The following is a 19,846-nucleotide window of genomic DNA, read 5'->3' as shown; positions in this document are numbered from 1 at the left end:
CCGGACGCTGTCAGACCGCGGTCGGCACCTTCGCCGGCACCTGCGGGATGCCGAGCGGCGTGCCCGGCACCCGCGCCGCCGGAGCGGGCACTCGTTCGTACGCCGCACCCTGAGTGGGTCGTACGTCGTCCGCGCCCTTGGCGGGCCACATCGCGAGGGCACGCTCAGCCTGAGCGGTGATGGTGAGCGAGGGGTTGACGCCCAGGTTGGCCGAGACCGCCGCCCCGTCGACCACCGACAGCGCCGGGTAGCCCCAGACCCGCTGATACGGGTCGATGACGCCGGTCCGCGGCGAGTCGGAGATGGTGACGCCGCCGAGGAAGTGTGCGGTCATCGGCATCCCCAGGAACTCCGGCCAGCACGCGCCGGGCACCACGTCGACGTCTCCCAGCTTGCTCAGCTGATCGCTGATCGCGCGGATCGCCTTGTGCCCGGTCGGGATCCAGCTCGGGTTGGGTTCACCGTGACCCTGCGTGCTGGTCAGGCGGACCCGGCCCAGCCGTCGCTTCGCGCCGACCGTGATCGAGTTGTCCAGCGACTGCATGACCAGCGCGATGATGGTGCGCTCGCTCCATTTCGGGCCGAGGGCACGGCTGAGCCGGATCGGCTGTTTCGCGAACGCGGTGAGCAGCTCCCGGGTCCTGCCGGGCAGGGACTTGTCGCCGTTGATCAGCAGGGTCGACAGCAGCCCCATCAGGTTCGAGCCCTTGGCGTAGCGGCAGTTCTCCACGTGAGTGTCGCCGTCGAGGTGGAACGAGGTGGTGATCGCAACGCCTTTGGTGAGGTCGACAGCGGGGTCGGCGGGGACTCGTACGGCGGCGGCCCCGCCCAGCTCCTCGGAGTTGGTGCGGGTGAGCACACCGAGCCGGTCGGACAGCCGCGGCAGCGACCCGTCGGCCTTCATCCGGTGCAGCAACTGCTGGGTGCCCCAGGTACCTGCCGCGAGCACCACACGCCGGGCGATGACGGTACGCCGATCGGCGCGCACCCACGCTCCCGTGGACCGGGTGGTGACGCGGAACCCCTCGTCGCCGCCCAGCGACTCCAGGCGCACCACCGTGCGCATCGGCTCGATCCGCACGCCCTTGCGCTCGGCGAGCGCCAGGTAGTTCTTCATCAGCGTGTTCTTCGCCCCGACCCGGCAGCCGACCATGCAGTTGCCGCACTCGGTGCAACTTGTGCGCTCCGGGCCCTCGCCGCCGAAATACGGGTCCGGCACGGTCTTGCCGGCCGCACCGAAGAACACCCCGACGGGCGTCTTGCGGAAGGTGTCGGACGCGCCGAGCTGTGCGGCCGCGCTCTGCATGATCTCCTCGGCGGCGCCCCAGCACGGGTTGTCCTCGACCACGCCGAGCATCCTGCGCGCCACGTCGTAGTGCGGGGTGAGCTCGTCCTCCCAATCGGTGATGCCCGCCCACTGCGGGTCCTGGAAGAACGGGGTCGGCGGCTTGTACAGCGTGTTCGCGTAGTTGAGCGATCCCCCGCCCACACCGGCGCCGGCCAGGACCATCACGTCGGGAAGCCGGTGGTAGCGCTGCACGCCGAAGCACTTGAACGCCGGCGCCCACAGGTACTTGCGCACGTCCCAGGAGGTCTTCGCGAAGTCGGAGTCCTCGAAACGGCGACCGGCTTCGTAGACCAGGACGTCGTAGCCCTTCTCCGCCGCCCGCAGCGCCGCCACGGAGCCACCGAACCCGGAGCCGATCACCACCACGTCATGGTCGTGCGTCGTCATCGCCATCCATCGCTTCCCTCGTCGCGGCCGGCTACTCAGCAGTAGTTACTGCACAGTAGGTGACCGCGGTCACGGAGGGAAGCCGATCGGCGCGTCGAATTGTCAGCTGCGCTGGTACGGGGCGACGACGACCTCGACCCGCTGGAACTCCTTCAGATCGGAGTATCCGGTGGTGGCCATGGCACGGCGCAGCGCCCCGACCATGTTGGTGGAGCCGTCGGCGGACTGCCCGGGGCCGGTCAGGATCTGCTCCAGGGTGCCGACGGTGCCGACCTCGACCCGTTCGCCGCGCGGCAGGTCGTGGTGGTGCGCCTCGGAGCCCCAGTGGAAGCCACGCCCCGGTGCCTCGGTCGAGCGGGCCAGTGCCGCACCGAGCATCACCGCGTCGGCGCCGCAGGCGACGGCCTTGACGACGTCGCCGCTGGTGCCCAGGCCGCCGTCGGCGATGACGTGCACGTAGCGCCCGCCGGTCTCGTCCATGTAGTCACGGCGCGCGGCCGCGATGTCGGCGACCGCCGACGCGAGGGGCGCGTGGATGCCGAGGGTGCGCCGCGTGGTGTGCGCCGCTCCCCCGCCGAACCCGACCAGGACGCCGGCGGCGCCGGTGCGCATCAGGTGCAGCGCGGCGGTGTACGTCGCCACGCCGCCGACGATGACTGGCACGTCGAGCTCGTAGATGAAGCGCTTGAGGTTCAGCGGCTCGGCGCGGCCCGAGACGTGCTCCGCCGACACCGTGGTGCCCCGGATGACGAAGAGGTCGACACCGGCGTCGACCACCGTGCGCCAGTGCTCCTGGGTGCGCTGCGGCGACAACGCGCCGGCGACCGTGCACCCGGATCCGCGAATCTCCTTCAGCCGCAACTCGATCAGGTCGGGCCGGATCGGCTCGTCGTAAAGCTCGCGCATCCGCGCGGTCGCGTTGGCCGGATCCAGGGAGGCGATCTCGGCCAGCAGCGGCTCGGGCGACTCGTAGCGGGTCCAGAGGCCCTCGAGGTCGAGCACCGGCAGTCCGCCGAGCTGGCCGAGCGCGATCGCGGAGGCCGGCGACATCACCGAGTCCATCGGCGCGGCCATCACCGGCAGCTCGAAGTGGTAGGCGTCGATCTGCCAGGAGACCGACACCTCCTCGGGATCCCGGGTGCGTCGCGACGGCACGACCGCCACGTCGTCGAACGAATACGCCCGACGTCCTCGTTTGCCGCGGCCGATCTCGATCTCACTCACCGCGTCAGGTTAGCGGTCGCACCCGCTGCGGCCCGAAACGCGCCGCTGGGGCGCGGGTCAGCGACCGGAGTAGTTGGGCGCCTCGACGATGCCCTGCACGTCGTGCGGGTGGGACTCCTTGAGCCCCGCGGAGGTGATCCGCACGAAGCGGCCGCGCTCCTGCAGCTGCGGCACGGTGCGCGCCCCGACGTAGAACATCGACTGGTGCAGCCCGCCGACCAGCTGTCGGGTGACCGCGCCGAGCGGACCGCGGTAGGCGACCCGGCCCTCGATGCCCTCCGGCACGATCTCGTCGTCACTGGCGACGTCGGCCTGGAAGTAGCGGTCCTTGGAGAACGACTTCTTGCCGCGCGAGGCCATGGCCCCGAGCGAGCCCATCCCGCGGTAGGCCTTGAACTGCTTGCCGTTGATCAGGATCAGCTCACCGGGCGACTCCTCGCACCCCGCCAGCAGCGACCCGACCATCACCGAACTCGCCCCTGCCACCAGGGCTTTGGCGATGTCGCCGGAGTACTGCAGCCCACCGTCGGCGATCACGGGTACGCCGGCCGGGCGGGCGGCCCGTGCCGCGTCGTACACCGCGGTCACCTGCGGCACACCCACGCCGGCGACCACGCGCGTGGTGCAGATGGAGCCCGGTCCCACCCCGACCTTGACCGCGTCGACACCGGCCTCGACGAGCGCCTTGGCACCGTCGTAGGTCGCGACGTTGCCGCCGATGATCTGCACGTGGCGGGTCGCGGGGTCGGACTTGAGCTTGCGGATCATGTCGAGCATCAGCCGGGCGTGCCCGTTGGCGACGTCGGGCACCAGCACGTCCACGCCCGCCTCGACGAGCGTCGTGGCCCGCTCCCACGCGTCGCCGAAGTAGCCGATCGCGGCCGCCACCAGCAGCCGACCGTGCTCGTCGTTGGACGCCAGCGGGAACTGCTCGGACTTCACGAAGTCCTTCACGGTGATCAGACCGGCGAGGCGCCCGTCCGCATCCACCAGCGGCAGCCGTTCGCGCTTGTGCTGGCGCAGCAGGGTGGTGGCGGCCTCGCGGCTGATGTCGGCCGGGCCGGTGACCAGCGGCGGGTGGGTCATCACCTCGTCGACCTTGGTGGTGGCCCACTCCGCGACGGGCGTGAAGCGCAGATCGCGGTTGGTGATGATGCCGATCAGCCGGTCGTCGGGGTCCACGACCGGCAGGCCGGACACGCGGTAGCGACCGCAGATCTCGTCCAGCTGCTCCAGGGTCGCGTCCGGCCCGATCGTGACCGGACGGTCGATGATGCCGGTCTGGGTGCGCTTGACCATGTCGACCTGGTCGGCCTGGTCGGTGATGGACAGGTTGCGGTGCAGGACGCCGATGCCGCCCTGGCGGGCCATCGCGATGGCCATCCGCGACTCGGTGACGGTGTCCATCGCGGCCGAGATCAACGGCACCTTCAGGCTGATCTCACGGGTGAGCGCGCTGGTGGTGTCGACCTCGCTCGGGATGACGTCGGTCTCGTTCGGGAGGAGCAGCACATCGTCGTAGGTGAGCCCGAGCGGTCCGAACATCGCGGGAAGAGAAATGTCGTCGGAGCTGTCCTGCGCCATCACCCGATTATAGGCGGCTGCGGCGCGGCCGATTTCCGGTGGCCCGCGTCAGCCGGCGCTGCCCGCGGGGGTCGAGGACGGCGCCGGCGGCGAGGAGGACGTCGACGTGGACAGCCGCGGCGTCGGGCTCGTCGGGACCGTCGTGGTCGACGAACTCGCGCCCGGGCTCGTCGGCATGGTCGGCCGCACGGTGCGGGTCGGCCCCGAGGTGCCGGTGGGCGAACCGGTCGACGTCGGAGGCGTGGTCGGGGTCACGGTGAACGTCGGCGCGGTGGTGGGCGCCGTGGTCCTCGGAGGCGTCGTGGGCGCGGTCGTCGTGGGCTTCGACGTGAGCGGCGGTGTCGAGGTGGGCGCGGTCCGGGAGGACGTCGGTCGCCGGGAGGACGTCGACCCAGGAGCCGGGCGGCGGAAGATCGAGGACGGCGACAACGCCGACGCCGAGCTCGTGTAGCGATCCTGCGGCGTGCCGGGCGGCGGGGGCGCGGTGAGGAACGTGGTGGCCGTGCCGTCGGCGATCGGCGCGCCCGGCGACGGCGTCTGGTGCTGGGTGGCGGCATCGGGCGGCACGAAGACCAGTCCCCTGGTCACCTGACCCAGCTGTTGCAGCACCGGCACCGTGGTGCTGGTCACCGCGGCGGCCATGCCGCTCACCGACAGCGTGCCGACGAGCACCGCGGCGGCGACGCCGGCGCGCACGCCGCCGCGCCGGGTGCGGGCATAGCGTCCGGGCGTCTTGTCCGACGCTGCCGCGGGCGCGTCGTCCACGTGGGCGACCCAGCCGGCGAGCAGGTCGGTCAGATCGTCGTCGGGTACGCCGTCGCGGGCCGTGGCGCGCGAACCGATCCGGTCCAGCAGCTCGTCGTCGCTCTGGATGCGGTGGATGGAGGGGGGTGTCACAGCGCCTCACCCCCGGTGGGGAGCAGCGAGCGCAACCGGGTCAGAGCACGGTGCTGAGCGACCCTGACGGCACCGGCCGTCATCCCCAGCGCGGCGGCCGTCTCGTCGGCGCTCATGCCGACGGCGACCCGCAGGGTGAGGATCTCGCGGTGCTGCGGCGAGAGCTTGTGCAGCAGCTTCCAGATCCGGTCCGCCTGCTCGCCGGCGACGGCGGCGGCCTCGGGTCCGGGTGCGGTGTCGACCGATTCGGGCACCTCGTCGGTGGGCTGCGGGCCGCGCATCACGGAGCGCTGCACATCGGCCACCTTGTTGGCGGCGATCCGGTAGACGAACGCCTCGAAGGGCAGCCCGCGGTCGACATAGCGCGGAAGTGCGGTCAAGACGGCCACACACACCTCCTGCGCGGCATCCGCGGCCGCATGCGTGGCAGCGGAGTGCCGTCCGAGTCGCCCGCGTGCGTACCGGAGGGCGATCTGGTGCACAGCTGCCATCAGATGGTCGGTGGCTGCCGCATCCCCATCGCAGGCTTCTGCCACCAGGTCGCACAGCGGAATCTGCGCGTCCGCCGGTTCCATCGTGGGTCGAATCGATTTCGTTACGTCGTCGCCGAGGGTCGCCGCAGGGCCCCACGTCTGGTGGGGCGTCGGCTGCGAACCGCCGAGACTCATCTGGCTCCTTCGGACCCACCGGGTCCTTGGTCGACGCGCGATAGCAGTCCACCGTAACCAGCCTCGCATACGCGCCGTCAATCGCGGGGGTGGCGTGTCCGGCGCCTGACACCATGTCCGGCATGACGACAGCTCCCCTGCAGGTGCCCATCCGCGACGCATCGATCCGCCTCGGTCAGCTGCTCAAACTGGCCGGGGTCGTGCAGGACGGTGCGCAGGCGCGCGCGCTGATCCAGGGCGGCGAGGTGCTCGTGGACGGGCAGGTCGAGACCCGGCGCGCGCGGGCGGTGCCGGTGGGCGCCGTCGTACGTCTGGGCGACGTCGAGGTGCACGTCGTCGCCGGATGAGGCCCCCTCACACGTGACGACGGGCTCCCAGCCGGATGGCTGGGAGCCCGTCGTTCGTGCGATTCAGCTCGGTTCAGCTCGGCTCAGTGCGAGTGGCCGTGGCTGTGGTTGTGCCCGGCGTCTGAGTCGTCCTCTTCCTTCTTCTCCACCACGAGCGTGTCGGTGGTCAGCACCATCGACGCGATCGAGGCGGCGTTGCGCAGCGCCGACCGGGTGACCTTGACCGGGTCGATGACCCCGGACTTGATCAGGTCGCCGTACTCGCCGGTGGCGGCGTTCAGGCCGTTGCCCGGCTCCAGGTCGCGGACCTTGGAGACCGCGACGTAGCCCTCGAGGCCGGCGTTCTCGGCGATCCAGCGCAGCGGCTCGACCACGGCCTTGCCGATCAGTGCGGCACCGGTGGCCTCGTCGCCCTCGAGCGCGAGGTTCTGCAGCGCGGCCGAGGCGTGCACCAGAGCGGAGCCGCCACCGGCGACGATGCCCTCCTCGATGGCTGCCCGGGTCGCGGAGATGGCGTCCTCGATGCGGTGCTTCTTCTCCTTGAGCTCCACCTCGGTGTGCGCGCCGACCTTGATGACGCAGACGCCGCCGGCCAGCTTCGCGAGCCGCTCCTGCAGCTTCTCGCGGTCCCAGTCGGAGTCGGTGCGCTCGATCTCGGCCTTGAGCTCCTTGACGCGGCCGTCGACGTCCGCGGAGTCGCCCTGACCCTCGATGACCGTGGTGTTGTCCTTGGTCACGACGGTGCGACGGGCCTGACCCAGCACCTCGAGGCCGACCTGGTCCAGCTTCAGACCGATCTCCTCGGCGACGACCTGGCCGCCGGTGAGGATGGCGATGTCCTGCAGCATGGCCTTGCGGCGGTCACCGAACCCGGGCGCCTTGACCGCGACGACGTTGAACGTGCCGCGGATCTTGTTGACCACCAGGGTCGACAGGGCTTCACCGTCGATGTCCTCGGCGATGATCAGCAGCGGCTTGCCGGCCTGCACGACCTTCTCCAGCAGCGGAAGGACGTCGGCGACGGCGGAGATCTTGCCCTGGTTGATCAGGATGTAGGCGTCCTCCAGGACGGCCTCCATCCGCTCGGGGTCGGAGACGAAGTACGGGCTGATGTAGCCCTTGTCGAACTGCATGCCCTCGGTGAAGTCCAGCTCGGTGATCGCGGTGGAGGACTCCTCGACCGTGATGACGCCGTCCTTGCCGACCTTGTCGAAGGCCTCGGCGATGAGCGAGCCGACGGTACCGTCCTGCGCGGACAGGGTGGCGACCTGGGCGATCTCGTCCTTGCCCTCGAGCTCACGGGCGGTGGAGAGCAGACGGTCGTTGATGGCCTCGACGGCCTTGTCCATTCCGCGCTTCAGTGCGGACGGGGCGGCGCCGGCCGCGACGTTGCGCAGGCCTTCCTTGACCATGGCCTGGGCGAGCACCGTGGCGGTGGTGGTGCCGTCACCGGCGACGTCGTTGGTCTTGGTGGCGACCTCCTTGGCGAGCTGCGCGCCGAGGTTCTCGTACGGGTCGTCCAGCTCGACCTCGCGGGCGATGGTCACCCCGTCGTTGGTGATCGTGGGGGCGCCCCACTTCTTGTCGATGACGACGTTGCGGCCCTTGGGGCCGAGCGTCACCTTGACGGCGTTCGCGAGTGCGTCGACACCGCGCTCGAGGGACTTGCGGGCGGAGTCGTTGAACTCCAGCGTCTTAGCCATGTGTGGTCCTTAAGTGTTTCGTGGGTGCGTGCGGGGAGGCAGGCAGCTGGTACGACGACGCCCCGGCGGCGGGCCCGGCAGTGTTGATGACGGGCCCACAGCCGGGGCGTGCGACGTACGAGATGTCGTCAGCTACGTGACGACGGGAGTTACTTGACGACCGCGAGGATGTCGCGGGCGGAGAGGATGAGCAGCTCCTCGCCGGAGTACTTCACCTCGGTGCCGCCGTACTTGCTGTAGATGACCTTGTCGCCGACGGCGACGTCCAGGGGGACACGGTTGCCGTGGTCGTCGATGCGACCCGGGCCGACGGCCAGGACCTCACCCTCCTGGGGCTTCTCCTTGGCGGTGTCCGGGATGACCAGGCCGGAGGCGGTGGTCTGCTCGGCCTCGACGGACTTGACGACGACGCGGTCTTCGAGTGGCGTGATGTTGACCGACACGGTGGGGACCTTCCTTGGTGGCCTGCCGATGGCAGGGAGTTGGTGGTCCCTGGGCCCTCGCCGGTGAAGGCCGATCGAGGACGCCGTCGCGGGGTCGGCCTCGGTGCCTGCACTGGCACTGTCCCAGGGGGAGTGCCAGCCCTGAATCTATGCCGGGCGTTAGCACTCGTGCAACTCGAGTGCCAAACCCGCACGAAGGGCCGCGGCAGCGGTCGTCACGAGCCCGTCGTACGTCAGAATGTCCGCCATGGATCCCGCCCTGGTGCACCGGCTCGCGTCGGGCGAGGGGTGGGGCCTGCTGCAGTCGCTGCCACCGTACGACGCGTCCGAGGCAATGTCCCTGGCCACCAGGCTGCGCGGCGAGGGTTTCGACGCCGAACTGGTCTCCGCGGCGCTCACCCAGTCCGACCTGCGCGCCCGGGCCCTGCCCAAGTTCGGTGCGGCGGCCCGCGAGATGCTCTTCACCCGCGACGGCCTGGAGCAGGCCACCCGGACACGGATCGCCGCCCGCCACGCGACCCGGTTCGTCGAGGCCGGGGTACGCCACGTCTACGACCTGGGCTGCGGCATCGGGGCCGACGCCATCGCAATGGCGAAGGCCGGGATCGCCCTCACCGCCGTCGACACCGACGAGGCGACCGCGGCCATCGCCGCCGTCAACCTGCGCCACTGGCCGCGGGCCCAGGTGCAGCACACGGCCGCGCACGACGTCGCGATCCCGAGCGGTGAGGACGCCCGCGGCTGTGGCATCTGGCTCGACCCTGCGCGACGTACACCCGGGGTGGCCGACGCCCAGGGCCGCACCCGCCGGCTCTTCCGGCTCGAGGACATCAGTCCGTCGTGGGACGACGTCCGCGGCTACCTCACCCGCACCCCCGCCGCCGGGGCCAAGCTCAGCCCGTCCTTCCCGCACGCGGCCGTGCCGGCCGGGGTCGAGGCGCAGTGGACGTCGTACGACGGGGAGGTGCTGGAGTGCGCGCTCTGGGCCGGCGCCACCGTGCGGACGCCCGGTCGCACCGCCTGCGTCGTGCGAGAGCATGTCAGTGCGCTCGTCACCGAACGCGACGCGCTGGGCGCCCAGCCGCTGCCCGCGGAGCTTGCCCGCCTCGGCCCCTACCTCTACGAGCCGGACCGCGCCGTGATCCGGGCTGGTCTCGTGGGAGCCCTCGTCAACGCGGCCGACGGCCGGGAGCTGTCACCGGGCGTCGGGTACGTCACCGGGCTGGCCGACGTCCAGCTGCCCTGGGCGCGCCGCTATGCCATCACCGACGCCATGCCCTACAACCTGAAGGGGCTTCGCGCGTTGTTGCGCGACCGGGACACCGGCACCCTCACCATCAAGAAGCGCGGGGTCTCCTTGGACGCCGACCAGCTGCGCCGACAACTGCGCCTGCAGGGCGATCGGACGACCACCATCGTCATCACCCGGGTCGGCGGCGCGCAGGTCGTGCTGGTTGTGACGCCGCTGTGACCGGCCGCCGCCGTCTCGCACCGCTCGCACTGCCCGTGGTGCTCGCGCTCGCCGCGTGTTCCGGTGGCGGCGACGCGGCATCGTCGGCGCGCGACTCGGCCGCCCAGGTCCGCACGACGAGCGCGACCCCGTCGGCTCAGGCGACACCGTCGACCTCCTCGACCTCGGCGGCACCTTCCACGTCCCGCGCCCACGGGTCGTCGTCCGGCACCCCGACGCGCACACCCACCCGCACCTCGACACCGTCGACGCGCGCGAGCGCGCGGTCCGAACCGGCCACCTGCATCGACTCGATCGTGGACCGGATGACGCCCGCGCAACGTGCCGGTCAACTGGTGATGGTGGGGATGACGACCGGCGGTGCCGGCGCCGTGCGGCGGGCGATCGCCGTATCGCACGTCGGTTCGGTCTACTACGCCGGCGGGTGGCAGGGGTCCGCGGCGGTGAGCGCCGCGTCGGCAGCCGTGCAGGCGCAGGCGAGCAGCACCGGCTCCCCCGGCCTGCTCATCGCCGCCGATCAGGAGGGCGGGCAGGTGCAGGAGCTGCGCGGCAGCGGATTCCCGGCCATCGCATCGGCCACGGCCCAGGCCCGGATGTCCCCGGCTGCGCGTACGGCGTACGCCGCGTCGTTCGCCCGGTCCCTGCGGGCCGCGGGTCTCAATCTCGACCTGGCACCCGTGGCCGACACCGTGCCCGCGGCGATCGGCACCCGGAACGCACCGATCGGCGCGTTCCACCGCGAGTACGGCAGCGACCCCAGGGTCGTCGCGGGGGCCGTCGGTGACGTGGTGCGCGGGATGCGGTCCTCTCAGGTGGCCGCCACGCTCAAGCACTTCCCGGGCCTCGGCCGGATCACCGACAACACCGACACCAGCTCGACCGGCATCACCGACCCGGTCGCGAGCACCACCGACCCCTACCTCGGGCCGTTCGCCGCGGGCATCAGCGCGGGCGCCCAGGCCGTGATGGTCTCCTCGGCGCGCTACCCGCGCCTGGACGCCCGACAGTCCGCCGTGTTCTCGCGCGCGGTGGTGACCGGGCTGCTGCGCGGCAGGCTGGGTTTCGCCGGGCTGGTCATCACCGACGACGTCAACACACCTGCCCTGGCGGTCACCCCGGTGGGCGAGCGGGCCGTGCGGTTCGTGCAGGCCGGCGGCGACGTGTTGTTGACCGCGGCGCCCGGCCTCGCCCCCGGGCTCACGCGCGGACTGCTGACGCGGATGACGGCGGACCGGGCGTTCGCCGGCGTCGTGCAGACCGCCGTACGACGGGTGCTCGCCACGAAGGCCGGCCTGGGCCTGCTCCGCTGCCGCTGAGGAGATCTCCGGACGGTGGGACTAGAGCGCCTGGACCATCTCCACCGGCATCGAAGAATCGGCGGGCAGCGCGAACGAACTGGGCGCGTGTCCGCGAGAGACGACCTGCGCGCCGAGTGCCGCGACCATCGCGCCGTTGTCGGTGCACAACCGCACCCGCGGCACCCGCAGGCTGATCCCGGCGTCGGCGCACCGCTGCTCGGCGAGCGCGCGCAGCCGGCTGTTGGCCGTCACTCCGCCGCCGATCTGCAGGTCGTGGATGCCGTACTCCAGGCAGGCGTCGATGGCCTTGCCGGTCAGCACGTCGGCCACCGCCTCGTTGAAGCTGGCGGCCACGTCGGCGATCGGGATCGGCTCCCCCGCCCGCTCGCGCTCCTGCACCCACCGCACGACCGCCGTCTTCAGCCCCGAGAAGGAGAAGTCGAATCGGTGCCGCTCCAGGTCCTTGCGCGCGGTCAACCCGCGGGGGAACGTGATGGCCCGCGGATCTCCTTGCGCCGCAGCCTGATCGATGCTCGGCCCGCCGGGGTAGGGCAGCCCGAGGAGCCGCGCGACCTTGTCGAACGCCTCCCCTGCCGCGTCGTCGACGGTCGCGCCCAGCGACTGCACGTCGTCGGCGATGTCGCGCACCAGCAGCAGATTCGTGTGGCCTCCGGAGACCAGCAGCGCGACCGTGGGCTCCGGAAGCGGGCCGTGGTCGAGCACGTCGGCGCAGACGTGAGCGCACAGGTGGTTCACTCCGTAGAGCGGCTTGCCGAGGGCCCACGCCACTGCCTTCGCGGCCGCGACGCCCACCATGAGGGCACCGGCGAGACCCGGACCCGAGGTGACAGCAACCGCGTCGACGTCCGCGAGGCGCGACCCGGCCTCGGCGCACGCGCGCTCGATGGTCGGGATCATCGCCTCCAGGTGCGCCCGGCTCGCCACTTCGGGCACCACGCCACCGAAGCGGGCGTGCTCCTGCACGCTGCTCGCGACGGCGTCGGCGAGCAGCGTGGTGCCGCGTACGAACGCGACGCCGGTCTCGTCGCACGAGCTCTCGATGCCGAGCACCAGGGGTCCCTCAGTCGACACGTGTCTCCTCCTGGCGCAGATGGCGCCGCATGACCAGCGCGTCGATGTCGCCCGGCTGGTAGTAGCGCCGGCGTACGCCGATCTGCTCGAAACCGTTGCGCTCATACAGTTTCCGGGCAGGGTCGTTGTCAGATCGCACCTCCAGCAGCACTACCGACACCGCGGCGGCGCTCGCCTGCGCGACCAGCTCCTCCAGCAGCAGCCGCCCGACGCCGGTGCCCTGCGCGCCGGGAGCCACGGCGATGGTCATCACGTCGGCGACGTCGCCGGCCACCGACAGCCCGGCGTACCCGACGACGCGGTCGTCGTCCTGCGCCACCAGGTAGACGCGTTGCGGGCGCCCGGCGAGCTCGCTCCACCAGGTGCGCGCGGACCAGGCGTCGTCGACGAAGAGGCGCTGCTCCAGCTCGACGAGGGTGTCGATGTCGGTCCAGCTCATCGGGCGCAGCCGCGCCGTCACGGCAGCACCGACTTCTGCTTGGCCGACGGCTGGGCATCCGGCTGCCGCAGGTAGAGCGGTGTGGGGGGCAGCAGTTCGCCGCCGTGCTCGAGCCGGTGCACCACGAGGCCGGCGAGCGCGCCGGCGTCGACGTCGGCCACCGGGACGACGGGGCCGAACTCGGCCGGATAGAGCAGAGGTCCACGTCCGGCGGCGGGCAGGGCGCGTAGGGCAGGGTCCAGCTCGGCCGGCACGCTGACCGCGGGCTCGCCGTGGCGCACGACGGCACCCGCCTGGACCGTGTAGCGCGCCCAGTAGACCTCCTTGCGCCGGGCGTCGGTGGCCACCAGAAACTCGCCATGTCCGCCGTACCCGGCTTGCGTGGCGATCTGGTGGGCGATCGCATCCAGGCTGCAGACCGCGTGCACCGGGATGCCGAGCGCCAGCCCGAGGGTCGTGGCCGTGACGATTCCGACCCGCAGGCCGGTGAACGGCCCAGGACCGACGCCCACGGCCACCGCGTCCAGGTCCTGGGGAGTCAGACCCGCATGCGCCATCACCGAATCGATGGTGGGAGTAAGGGTTTCGGCGTGACGACGAGCGTCCGGTACCGATTCGCTCGCGAGCGTCCGTGTCCCGTCGTGGACGGCGGCGGTGACGGCGGACGTCGCGGTGTCGATGGCCAGCAGCACGTGGCTCACGGTAACTCGGCGAGAAGCTGCTCGAACCGGGGACCGACCGCGCGGGCGCCCACGCGGCGGTCGAGGTCCCCGGTCAACTCCAGCTCGAGCCGCTGTGACGACAGGCTCTCGGCGATGCCGCCGCCCCACTCCACGACGGTCACGGCGTCCTCGAGCTCGGTGTCCAGGTCGACGTCGTCCAGCTCGGCCGGGCCGCTCAGACGGTAGGCGTCCACGTGCACCAGAGGCGGTCCCCCCACCAGCGAGGGGTGGGTGCGTGAGATGACGAACGTCGGCGAGGTGATCGGTCCGCGTACCCCCATCCCGCGGGCGATCCCCTGGGTGAGCGTCGTCTTGCCCGCTCCGAGACCGCCGGTGAGGATCACCAGGTCGCCGGCGCTCAGCAACGTGCCGAGACCGGCCCCCCACTCCTGCAGCGCGTCGGCCGTGGCGAAGGTCCACGTGCTCATGTCGCCGAGTTGCCCCGGGCCTTCGTGGCCGGACTGGGCCGGCCGGGCGCCGCCGGCACCCGTTGGACGACGCGGCGCGGGCGCTTCTTGGGGCGCGCCTGTCCGGCCAGGGCGCGGCAGGCGCGGTCGATCATGTCGATCAGGTGCTCGTCGACGATCTCGGGGTACTCCAGCGGCAGCACGTGCCCGGCGTTGCGCACCAGCACGTACTCGGCGCCGGGGATCGCGTCGACGATCGCCTCGGAGTGCGCGTCCGGGGTGATCCGGTCGTGGTCGCCGTGCATGACCAGGGTCTCGATGCCGATGAACTCGCGCAGGGCGTCGCGCTCGTCGTGCAGCATCAGGGACGACAGGTAGGCCGAGGTGGTGGACATCTTCGTCGCGAAGATCATGTCCGCCACCAGCCGCACGATCGACATCGGCACCGGCGAGGCGAAGGACCACCGGTGCACCAGGTAGCCCTCGAGGTCCTTGCCGGCGTGCCGGGTGCTGGTGACCAGCGCCTCCTGGTCCGACAGCCGCAGCATCGCGGCCGGTCCGAGCCGGTGCACGATCGTGCCCAGCTGTCGGCCCAGGCCGTAGTTGACGCTCGCCAGGTCGCCGGCACTGCTGGAGATGAACGCCGCGCCGATCACCCTCTCCCGCAACACATCCGGGTAGGCCGAGGCGAACGACATCATCGTCATGCCGCCCATCGAGTGACCGACCAGCACGATCGGCCCGGTCGGCGTGGTCTGCGCGATGACCGCGCCCAGGTCGCGCCCGAGCTGCCGCACGGTGTACGTCGAGTCCTCGGCCTCCTCGCTGCGGCCGTGACCTCGGACGTCCCAGAGCACCACGCGGTAGCCGGCGGCCCGCAGCATCCGGCGCTGGAACACCCAGACCGTGAGGTTGTGGGTGTAGCCGTGCGACAGGATCACCGTCGGGCGACTCTCGTGTCCCTCCGGCTCGTCGATCTCGACGTGCAGCGGCACGCCGTCCTCGGCGATGACGACGCGCTCCTCGTCGGGCACCTCGACGTAGTCGCCGGCGACGCCGAGGGAGATCGCCGTACGCCGCGCGCGCCAGAGGCGGTCGGCGGCGACCCCAGCGGCTGCCGCCACCGCCGCACCGGCGAGTCCTGCGCCGATGCCGAGGACCGAGCGACTGGGGCTCACTGCTGCTCCCCCAGGTGGACGCGCGGCAACCGGTTGCTCATTCGCGTCACGATCTCGTAGGAGATGGTGCCGGTGGCCTCCGCCCAGTCCTGCGCGGTCGGCGCGCCGTCCTCGCCAGCGCCGAAGAGCACGACGGGGTCGCCCGCGCTGACCGCGGCGTCGCCGACGTCCACGACGAACTGGTCCATGCACACGCGGCCGGCAATCGTGTAGCGCTTGCCGGCGACCTGCACCGGCCCGACGTTCGACCCGGCGCGCGGCACGCCGTCGGCGTACCCCATCGGCACGTCGACGACCGTCGTCTCCCGCTCCGGTGCGTAGGTGTGGCCGTAGCTGACGCCCTGGCCTGCCGGAATCCTCTTGACCAGTGCTGCATTCGCTATTGCCGACATGGCCGGACGCAGGCCGAACGAGGCCGGGTCACCCAGGTGCGGCACGGGGCTCAGCCCGTAGACGGCGAGGCCGGGGCGGACCATGTCCCAGGCCGCGGACGGCTGGGTGAGGGTCGCGGCCGAGTTGGACATGTGCCGCACCTCGATGGCGAACCCGGCCCGCTCCACGTCGCGCACCGCCTCGGCGAACTTCTCCTGCTGGGCGCGCACGGTGGGGTGCTCGGGGGCGTCGGCGAACGCGAAGTGGGTGAAGACGCCGACCACGTCGAGCGCTCCCTCGGCGGCGAGCGGCCCCGCGGCGCGTACGAGCTCGGTCCAGTCGGCGCCGTAGGCACCGTTGCGCGCCAGCCCCGTGTCGACCTTGAGCTGGACCCGTGCGGGGCGGCCGACCCGGCGAGCGGCGTCGGCAATGGCCTGCAGCGCCCACGGCGCGGAGACGCCGACATCGATCCCGCGCTGCACCGCCGGCTCGAAGTCGAGGCCGGGCACGTGCAGCCAGGACAGGACGGGGGCCTCGATGCCCGCATCGCGCAGAGCGACGGCCTCGGCCAGTTGGGCCACGCCGAGCCAGGTGGCGCCCCCGCGCAGCGCGGCGCGGGCGCTCGGCACCAGTCCGTGTCCGTAGGCGTCGCCCTTGACCACGGCCATCACCTGCGCGTCGCCGGACAGCTCCTTGAGGCGGGCGACGTTGTCGCGGATCGCGCCCAGATCGATCGTGAGTCGTGCGGGCTCGCAGGCAGGCAACGGATCGGTCATGACGCGCACAGTCTCGCATTGCAGCCATCGGAAGTGGCCGAGGCGGGGCGGGCCTGGGTGCGCGGGTGCAGGAAAGTGACCGTTCGGCCCACTCCCCACCCGCGTACCCAGCGAGGCCGCAGAAAGCGACCGCACGACCGACAACCCACGCACTGGTCGGGAAGTGTCAGCCCCTGCCGCTCCCGAGGCCCAGCACGACCGCGATCCCGAGGGCACTGCGCGGGTCGTAACCGGTGCGCCACAGCCCGCCGTGCACGGCCCGCACCGCCTCCTCCTGCCAGGGGGACGCCTGCGGTGCCGGGTCGGCGTAGAGGTCGTGCACCAGCAGGGCGGCCATCAGGGTCGCGCTGGTCGCGGGCGCGAAGACGGTCACGCCGAACCGGTGCGACCCGGCGTACGCCGAGGCGAGCAGCCTGTTTTTCAGCACCGAGCGGGTGCGAGTGGGCGGCGCGATGTTCATCGAGACCCGCACCCCCTCGGCCCGCGCGGCGATCGCCCGCCAACGGTGGATGCGTTTGGCGAGAAGGTAGTTCGGCCCCTGTTGCGGCACGACGCTGTCGTTGATGCCGGGGTCCTCGTCGGGCGCGTAGTTGCGCTGCAGCAGCCGCCCGCCGGACACCGCGCGACCGACCGGTCGCAGGCGACGCAGCGGCGTGCGTCGTTCGTACGCCGCCGTGGAGGCCTCGACCGCCTCCCGCGGCACCACGAAGATGTCGGTCGGGGTCGCGAGCCACGCCATCGACAGGTCACCTCGGGTGCGTTGCAGATGCGAGGTGAGTGCGTCGGCCGCGGCGGCCAGCCGCAGGTTGACCGCGCCGTCGGCGTAGAGATAGTTGCCGAGCACGAGATGACCGGGCTGACGGGCGATCCAGTCGGTCACCTGCGGCAGGTCGTGCAGCAGATCTGCGCCCGCGACCTCGCCGGCGGCAGTGTCGGCGACCGGGTAGGTGAGCTTCCCGGCGGAGTCCGACGCCAGGGTGAGCACCTCACGCCACAACTCGGGACGTGGCAGATCGAGCGCGGCCACGTGCCCGCCCCAGCGCAGGATCGAGTGCAGCGGCCCCATCTCGGAGCGGGCACCCAGGGTGACCAGGGTCCGGCCCGGCATCGAGAGCCACTCCGGGTGGTCCATGACCTGGACCACCGCCTGCTCGGCGCCCAGCTCGAGGACGCCGGCGGCGGTCCACGTGTGCAACCGGTCGCGCAGTTCCTCGCCCCGCAGCCGGCGACCGTCATACGGCAGCGTGAGTTCGGTCTCCTGCTCCGCGCCTCCCTCGACGGTCTGCGAACGCAGCGGCAGGGCCGGGCGGACGCTGCCCAACAGGTCGACGAGCGCCACCTCGCCGTCGTCGGTGGTCGCTCGCATCCGGCGTTGCACCGACACCAGGCCGTCACGGGCCATGCCGACGGCTGCGTCGGCGTCGGGGATGCCCGCTTCGACGAGGCGGTGGAAGTGGGTCAGGTAACCGCGGCGCCAGTTGGTCTCGCGGGCCACGGCGGTCCCGCCGACCGGGTCGGCGCCGCGCAGCGCGTCACCGACGACCGCCCGCCCGAAGGCGGAGGTGCTGCGCGTGCCGTCGACCTCGGGAAGGAGGATCCCCGTCCCGTCGCTCATCGCTCGTCCTCGTCGTCGTCGGTGGCGGCGGTGCGCAACAGGTAGGCGACCGTGCGGCCCAGCTCGTGGGCGACGTCGAGGGCCCGCACCGGGCCGCCGGGGTTGGCCCGGTCGGCCGCGACACCGTGCACCAACGCGGCCAGGCTTCCGGCGTCCAGCGGCGACAGACCGGCAGCGAGCAGAGCGCCGGCGAGGCCGCCGAGCACATCGCCGGACCCGGCGGTGGCGAGCCAGTTCGGACCGTCGGCCTGGCTGCGGATCGGCAGCCCGGAGGCGCTCGGCGGCACGACCACCGTGACGCTGCCCTTGAGCAGCACGGTGACGTGCAGGTGGTCCGCGACGGCCCGCGCGACCTGCACCGGTGCCCGGCGTACGGCGTCGTCGGCCAGCTCGCCGTCGTCGCCGGTGTGCCCCGCGACGGTCAGGTGCAACCGCCGGGCCAGGCGCAGCAGCTCTCCGGCGTGCGGGGTGAGCAGCGTCGGCGCATCCCGGGGAGCCTCCAGCAGATCCAGGCCGCCTGCGTCCAGCAGCAGGGGCAGGTCGGAGTCGAGCGCGTCACGGGCTGCCGACAGCTGCTCCGCCGAGGCGTCGGAGAGGTCCATGCCCGATCCGATCGCCCACGCCTGCACGCGCCCGATGCCGAAGACGGTCTCGGGCACCACCTGACGCAACAGCGCCGTGGGCGCGTCCGGTCCGACGTACCGCACCATCCCGGCGCCCGCAGTGACCGCGGCTGTCACCGACATCACGGCGGCGCCGGTGTAGTGCTCGCCTCCCGCGATGCTGCCGAGCACGCCGCGGGAGTACTTGTCGTCATCCGGGCCGGGCACGGGCCACAGCAGCCCGGCGTCCTGGTAGGTGAGTCGCTCGGCAGTCGGTGCGTCCGGCTCGGTGACGCCGATGTCGATCACGGTGAGCAGCCCGCACGCGGCCTGCGTCGCGGGCAGCAGGTGCACCGGTTTGAGGAGGCTGAAGGTGACGGTCTCGTCGGCGGTGAGCCGATCGGAGCCGACCAGTCCCGCGGGGTCGCACCCGGAGGGCAGATCGACGGCCAGCACGTACGAGCCGTCCCCGATGCGCTCCTGCAGTCGGGTCAGATGATCGGGCAGGCCGGGCCGGCCGCCGATCCCGAGGATCCCGTCGATGACCAGGTCGGCGTCGGCGAGTGCGTCCCGGACCGGATCGGGGATCTCGCCCTCACGCCACTCCAGCGCGACTGCGCCTGCCGCGACAGCTGCCCGCAACCCGCCTTCGTGCACCGTGTCCGCGGTCTGCACGAGCGCCACGTTGTGGCCGAGCCCCGCCAGATGCGCGGCGGCATAGAGCGCGTCACCGCCGTTGTCGCCCGCGCCCGCGAGCACGACGACCCGCACCCCGTCGCCGAGCCGGATCTCGGCCACCTGCGCCAGACCCTCGGCGGCTCGGGCCATCAGCGCGCCGTCGGCGAGACGCTGCCGGACGGCGTCCTCGGCGGCGCGTACGTCGTGCACGGAGTAGGCGCGGATCATGGTGCCCTTTCTTACTTCTCGGCGACGACCATGGCGGTGGCGAGGCCGCCGTCGTGGGAGATAGACAGGTGCGTGGCGCGCACACCGAGCTCGTCGGCTCGCTGCTGCAGGGTGCCGGTGAGCACCCACGACGGTGCGCCGGCGTCGTCCACGATGACCACCGCGTCGACCCAGCGCAACCACCCGGGCGCACCCAATGCCTTGGCCAGCGCCTCCTTCGCGGCGAACCGGCCGGCCAGGGAGTGCATCGGCAGGTCGCGCTCCGACGGTGCGAACAGCCGGGTCAGCAGCGCGGGCGTCGACTCCACGGCGCGGGCGAACCGGGCGATCTCCACCACGTCCACCCCGACGCCGACGATCACGCGGT

The 19,846-nt window shown here is 72.0% G+C and carries 20 protein-coding genes; 3 read left to right on the top strand and 17 right to left on the bottom strand.

Going from position 1 to position 19,846, the window contains the following annotated elements:
* Positions 1–10 precede the first annotated feature (10 nt).
* The 5 genes from JOB34_RS16850 to shbA form a co-directional block, all read right to left on the bottom strand.
* A complete protein-coding gene (locus JOB34_RS16850) occupies positions 11–1,735 on the bottom strand; it encodes a GMC family oxidoreductase (protein WP_208053789.1) in 1,725 nt (574 codons plus the stop codon).
* A 102-nt stretch (positions 1,736–1,837) separates the two neighbouring features.
* Complete coding sequence (locus JOB34_RS16845; RefSeq protein ID WP_208053788.1) at positions 1,838–2,959, bottom strand: GuaB3 family IMP dehydrogenase-related protein; 1,122 nt, start codon at positions 2,957–2,959, stop codon at positions 1,838–1,840.
* A 57-nt stretch (positions 2,960–3,016) separates the two neighbouring features.
* Positions 3,017–4,543 carry an IMP dehydrogenase gene (gene guaB / locus JOB34_RS16840; protein WP_208053787.1) on the bottom strand — a complete coding sequence of 509 codons (1,527 nt, stop codon included), beginning with the start codon at positions 4,541–4,543 and terminating at the stop codon, positions 3,017–3,019.
* Between the two features lie 48 nt (positions 4,544–4,591).
* Entirely contained in the window at positions 4,592–5,440 is an 849-nt protein-coding gene (locus tag JOB34_RS16835) for a hypothetical protein (RefSeq protein WP_208053786.1), read from the bottom strand.
* Entirely contained in the window at positions 5,437–6,015 is a 579-nt protein-coding gene (gene shbA / locus JOB34_RS16830; protein ID WP_208053811.1) for an RNA polymerase sigma factor ShbA, read from the bottom strand. Before shbA ends, JOB34_RS16835 begins: the two co-directional genes overlap by 4 nt.
* A 206-nt stretch (positions 6,016–6,221) precedes the next feature.
* Between shbA and JOB34_RS16825 the strand changes: the two genes are divergently transcribed.
* Positions 6,222–6,455: an RNA-binding S4 domain-containing protein gene (locus tag JOB34_RS16825; RefSeq protein ID WP_208053785.1), complete on the top strand. Its 234-nt coding sequence runs from the start codon at positions 6,222–6,224 to the stop codon at positions 6,453–6,455.
* Positions 6,456–6,538: 83 nt separating this feature from the next.
* Here JOB34_RS16825 and groL read toward each other — a convergent pair whose 3' ends face one another.
* Positions 6,539–8,158 (bottom strand): chaperonin GroEL, encoded by a 1,620-nt coding sequence (groL, locus tag JOB34_RS16820; protein ID WP_208053784.1) that lies wholly within the window; start codon positions 8,156–8,158, stop codon positions 6,539–6,541.
* Between the two features lie 149 nt (positions 8,159–8,307).
* Complete coding sequence (groES, locus tag JOB34_RS16815) at positions 8,308–8,601, bottom strand: co-chaperone GroES (protein ID WP_179479219.1); 294 nt, start codon at positions 8,599–8,601, stop codon at positions 8,308–8,310.
* A 247-nt stretch (positions 8,602–8,848) separates the two neighbouring features.
* Between groES and JOB34_RS16810 the strand changes: the two genes are divergently transcribed.
* The gene (locus tag JOB34_RS16810; protein WP_208053783.1) at positions 8,849–10,072 is read left to right on the top strand and encodes a class I SAM-dependent methyltransferase; all 1,224 of its coding nucleotides are present in this window, start codon (positions 8,849–8,851) and stop codon (positions 10,070–10,072) included.
* Positions 10,073–10,208: 136 nt separating this feature from the next.
* Here the strand turns inward: JOB34_RS16810 and JOB34_RS16805 are convergent, their stop codons facing one another.
* A complete protein-coding gene (locus JOB34_RS16805) occupies positions 10,209–10,358 on the bottom strand; it encodes a hypothetical protein (protein ID WP_208053782.1) in 150 nt (49 codons plus the stop codon).
* Positions 10,359–10,377: 19 nt separating this feature from the next.
* On the opposite strand from JOB34_RS16805, the gene JOB34_RS16800 reads away from it, so the two are divergent.
* Positions 10,378–11,388 carry a glycoside hydrolase family 3 N-terminal domain-containing protein gene (locus JOB34_RS16800; RefSeq protein ID WP_243758301.1) on the top strand — a complete coding sequence of 337 codons (1,011 nt, stop codon included), beginning with the start codon at positions 10,378–10,380 and terminating at the stop codon, positions 11,386–11,388.
* A gap of 21 nt (positions 11,389–11,409) precedes the next feature.
* On the opposite strand, the gene tsaD is transcribed toward JOB34_RS16800, so the two are convergent.
* From tsaD to JOB34_RS16755, 9 genes are all read right to left on the bottom strand, one after another.
* A complete protein-coding gene (tsaD, locus tag JOB34_RS16795; RefSeq protein ID WP_347813913.1) occupies positions 11,410–12,462 on the bottom strand; it encodes a tRNA (adenosine(37)-N6)-threonylcarbamoyltransferase complex transferase subunit TsaD in 1,053 nt (350 codons plus the stop codon).
* A complete protein-coding gene (gene rimI, locus JOB34_RS16790) occupies positions 12,452–12,901 on the bottom strand; it encodes a ribosomal protein S18-alanine N-acetyltransferase (protein ID WP_208053780.1) in 450 nt (149 codons plus the stop codon). The genes tsaD and rimI overlap by 11 nt, the downstream gene beginning before the upstream one ends.
* A gap of 17 nt (positions 12,902–12,918) precedes the next feature.
* Positions 12,919–13,602, bottom strand: a complete 684-nt coding sequence (gene tsaB / locus JOB34_RS16785) for a tRNA (adenosine(37)-N6)-threonylcarbamoyltransferase complex dimerization subunit type 1 TsaB (RefSeq protein WP_347813912.1) — start codon at positions 13,600–13,602, stop codon at positions 12,919–12,921.
* A complete protein-coding gene (gene tsaE, locus JOB34_RS16780) occupies positions 13,599–14,051 on the bottom strand; it encodes a tRNA (adenosine(37)-N6)-threonylcarbamoyltransferase complex ATPase subunit type 1 TsaE (protein WP_208053779.1) in 453 nt (150 codons plus the stop codon). The genes tsaB and tsaE overlap by 4 nt, the downstream gene beginning before the upstream one ends.
* Complete coding sequence (locus JOB34_RS16775; RefSeq protein ID WP_208053778.1) at positions 14,048–15,208, bottom strand: alpha/beta hydrolase; 1,161 nt, start codon at positions 15,206–15,208, stop codon at positions 14,048–14,050. Before JOB34_RS16775 ends, tsaE begins: the two co-directional genes overlap by 4 nt.
* Positions 15,205–16,356, bottom strand: coding sequence for an alanine racemase (gene alr / locus JOB34_RS16770; protein ID WP_208053777.1), 1,152 nt, complete (start codon positions 16,354–16,356; stop codon positions 15,205–15,207). Before alr ends, JOB34_RS16775 begins: the two co-directional genes overlap by 4 nt.
* A gap of 166 nt (positions 16,357–16,522) precedes the next feature.
* The gene (locus JOB34_RS16765; RefSeq protein ID WP_208053776.1) at positions 16,523–17,971 is read right to left on the bottom strand and encodes a hypothetical protein; all 1,449 of its coding nucleotides are present in this window, start codon (positions 17,969–17,971) and stop codon (positions 16,523–16,525) included.
* Positions 17,968–19,479 carry a bifunctional ADP-dependent NAD(P)H-hydrate dehydratase/NAD(P)H-hydrate epimerase gene (locus JOB34_RS16760; protein ID WP_208053775.1) on the bottom strand — a complete coding sequence of 504 codons (1,512 nt, stop codon included), beginning with the start codon at positions 19,477–19,479 and terminating at the stop codon, positions 17,968–17,970. The genes JOB34_RS16765 and JOB34_RS16760 overlap by 4 nt, the downstream gene beginning before the upstream one ends.
* A gap of 11 nt (positions 19,480–19,490) precedes the next feature.
* Entirely contained in the window at positions 19,491–19,841 is a 351-nt protein-coding gene (locus JOB34_RS16755) for a holo-ACP synthase (RefSeq protein WP_179479194.1), read from the bottom strand.
* Between the last annotated feature and the right edge of the window lie 5 nt (positions 19,842–19,846).

The sequence above is a fragment of the Allobranchiibius sp. GilTou38 genome (assembly GCF_017565325.1).
Taxonomy (GTDB): Bacteria; Actinomycetota; Actinomycetes; order Actinomycetales; family Dermatophilaceae; genus Allobranchiibius; species Allobranchiibius huperziae.
This window is presented reverse-complemented; position numbering and strand designations above follow the sequence as displayed.

Excerpts from the sequence above, each read along its gene's own strand:
- alr (WP_208053777.1), bottom strand. The coding sequence starts at position 16,356 with ATGACCGATCCGTTGCCTGCCTGCGAGCCCGCACGACTCACGATCGAT.
- tsaE (WP_208053779.1), bottom strand. The coding sequence starts at position 14,051 with ATGAGCACGTGGACCTTCGCCACGGCCGACGCGCTGCAGGAGTGGGGG.
- JOB34_RS16825 (WP_208053785.1), top strand. The coding sequence starts at position 6,222 with ATGTCCGGCATGACGACAGCTCCCCTGCAGGTGCCCATCCGCGACGCA.
- shbA (WP_208053811.1), bottom strand. The coding sequence starts at position 6,015 with ATGGAACCGGCGGACGCGCAGATTCCGCTGTGCGACCTGGTGGCAGAA.
- rimI (WP_208053780.1), bottom strand. The coding sequence starts at position 12,901 with ATGAGCTGGACCGACATCGACACCCTCGTCGAGCTGGAGCAGCGCCTC.
- JOB34_RS16800 (WP_243758301.1), top strand. The coding sequence starts at position 10,378 with ATGACGCCCGCGCAACGTGCCGGTCAACTGGTGATGGTGGGGATGACG.
- JOB34_RS16805 (WP_208053782.1), bottom strand. The coding sequence starts at position 10,358 with ATGCAGGTGGCCGGTTCGGACCGCGCGCTCGCGCGCGTCGACGGTGTC.
- guaB (WP_208053787.1), bottom strand. The coding sequence starts at position 4,543 with ATGGCGCAGGACAGCTCCGACGACATTTCTCTTCCCGCGATGTTCGGA.
- groL (WP_208053784.1), bottom strand. The coding sequence starts at position 8,158 with ATGGCTAAGACGCTGGAGTTCAACGACTCCGCCCGCAAGTCCCTCGAG.
- JOB34_RS16760 (WP_208053775.1), bottom strand. The coding sequence starts at position 19,479 with ATGATCCGCGCCTACTCCGTGCACGACGTACGCGCCGCCGAGGACGCC.
- JOB34_RS16765 (WP_208053776.1), bottom strand. The coding sequence starts at position 17,971 with ATGAGCGACGGGACGGGGATCCTCCTTCCCGAGGTCGACGGCACGCGC.
- JOB34_RS16810 (WP_208053783.1), top strand. The coding sequence starts at position 8,849 with ATGGATCCCGCCCTGGTGCACCGGCTCGCGTCGGGCGAGGGGTGGGGC.
- JOB34_RS16850 (WP_208053789.1), bottom strand. The coding sequence starts at position 1,735 with ATGACGACGCACGACCATGACGTGGTGGTGATCGGCTCCGGGTTCGGT.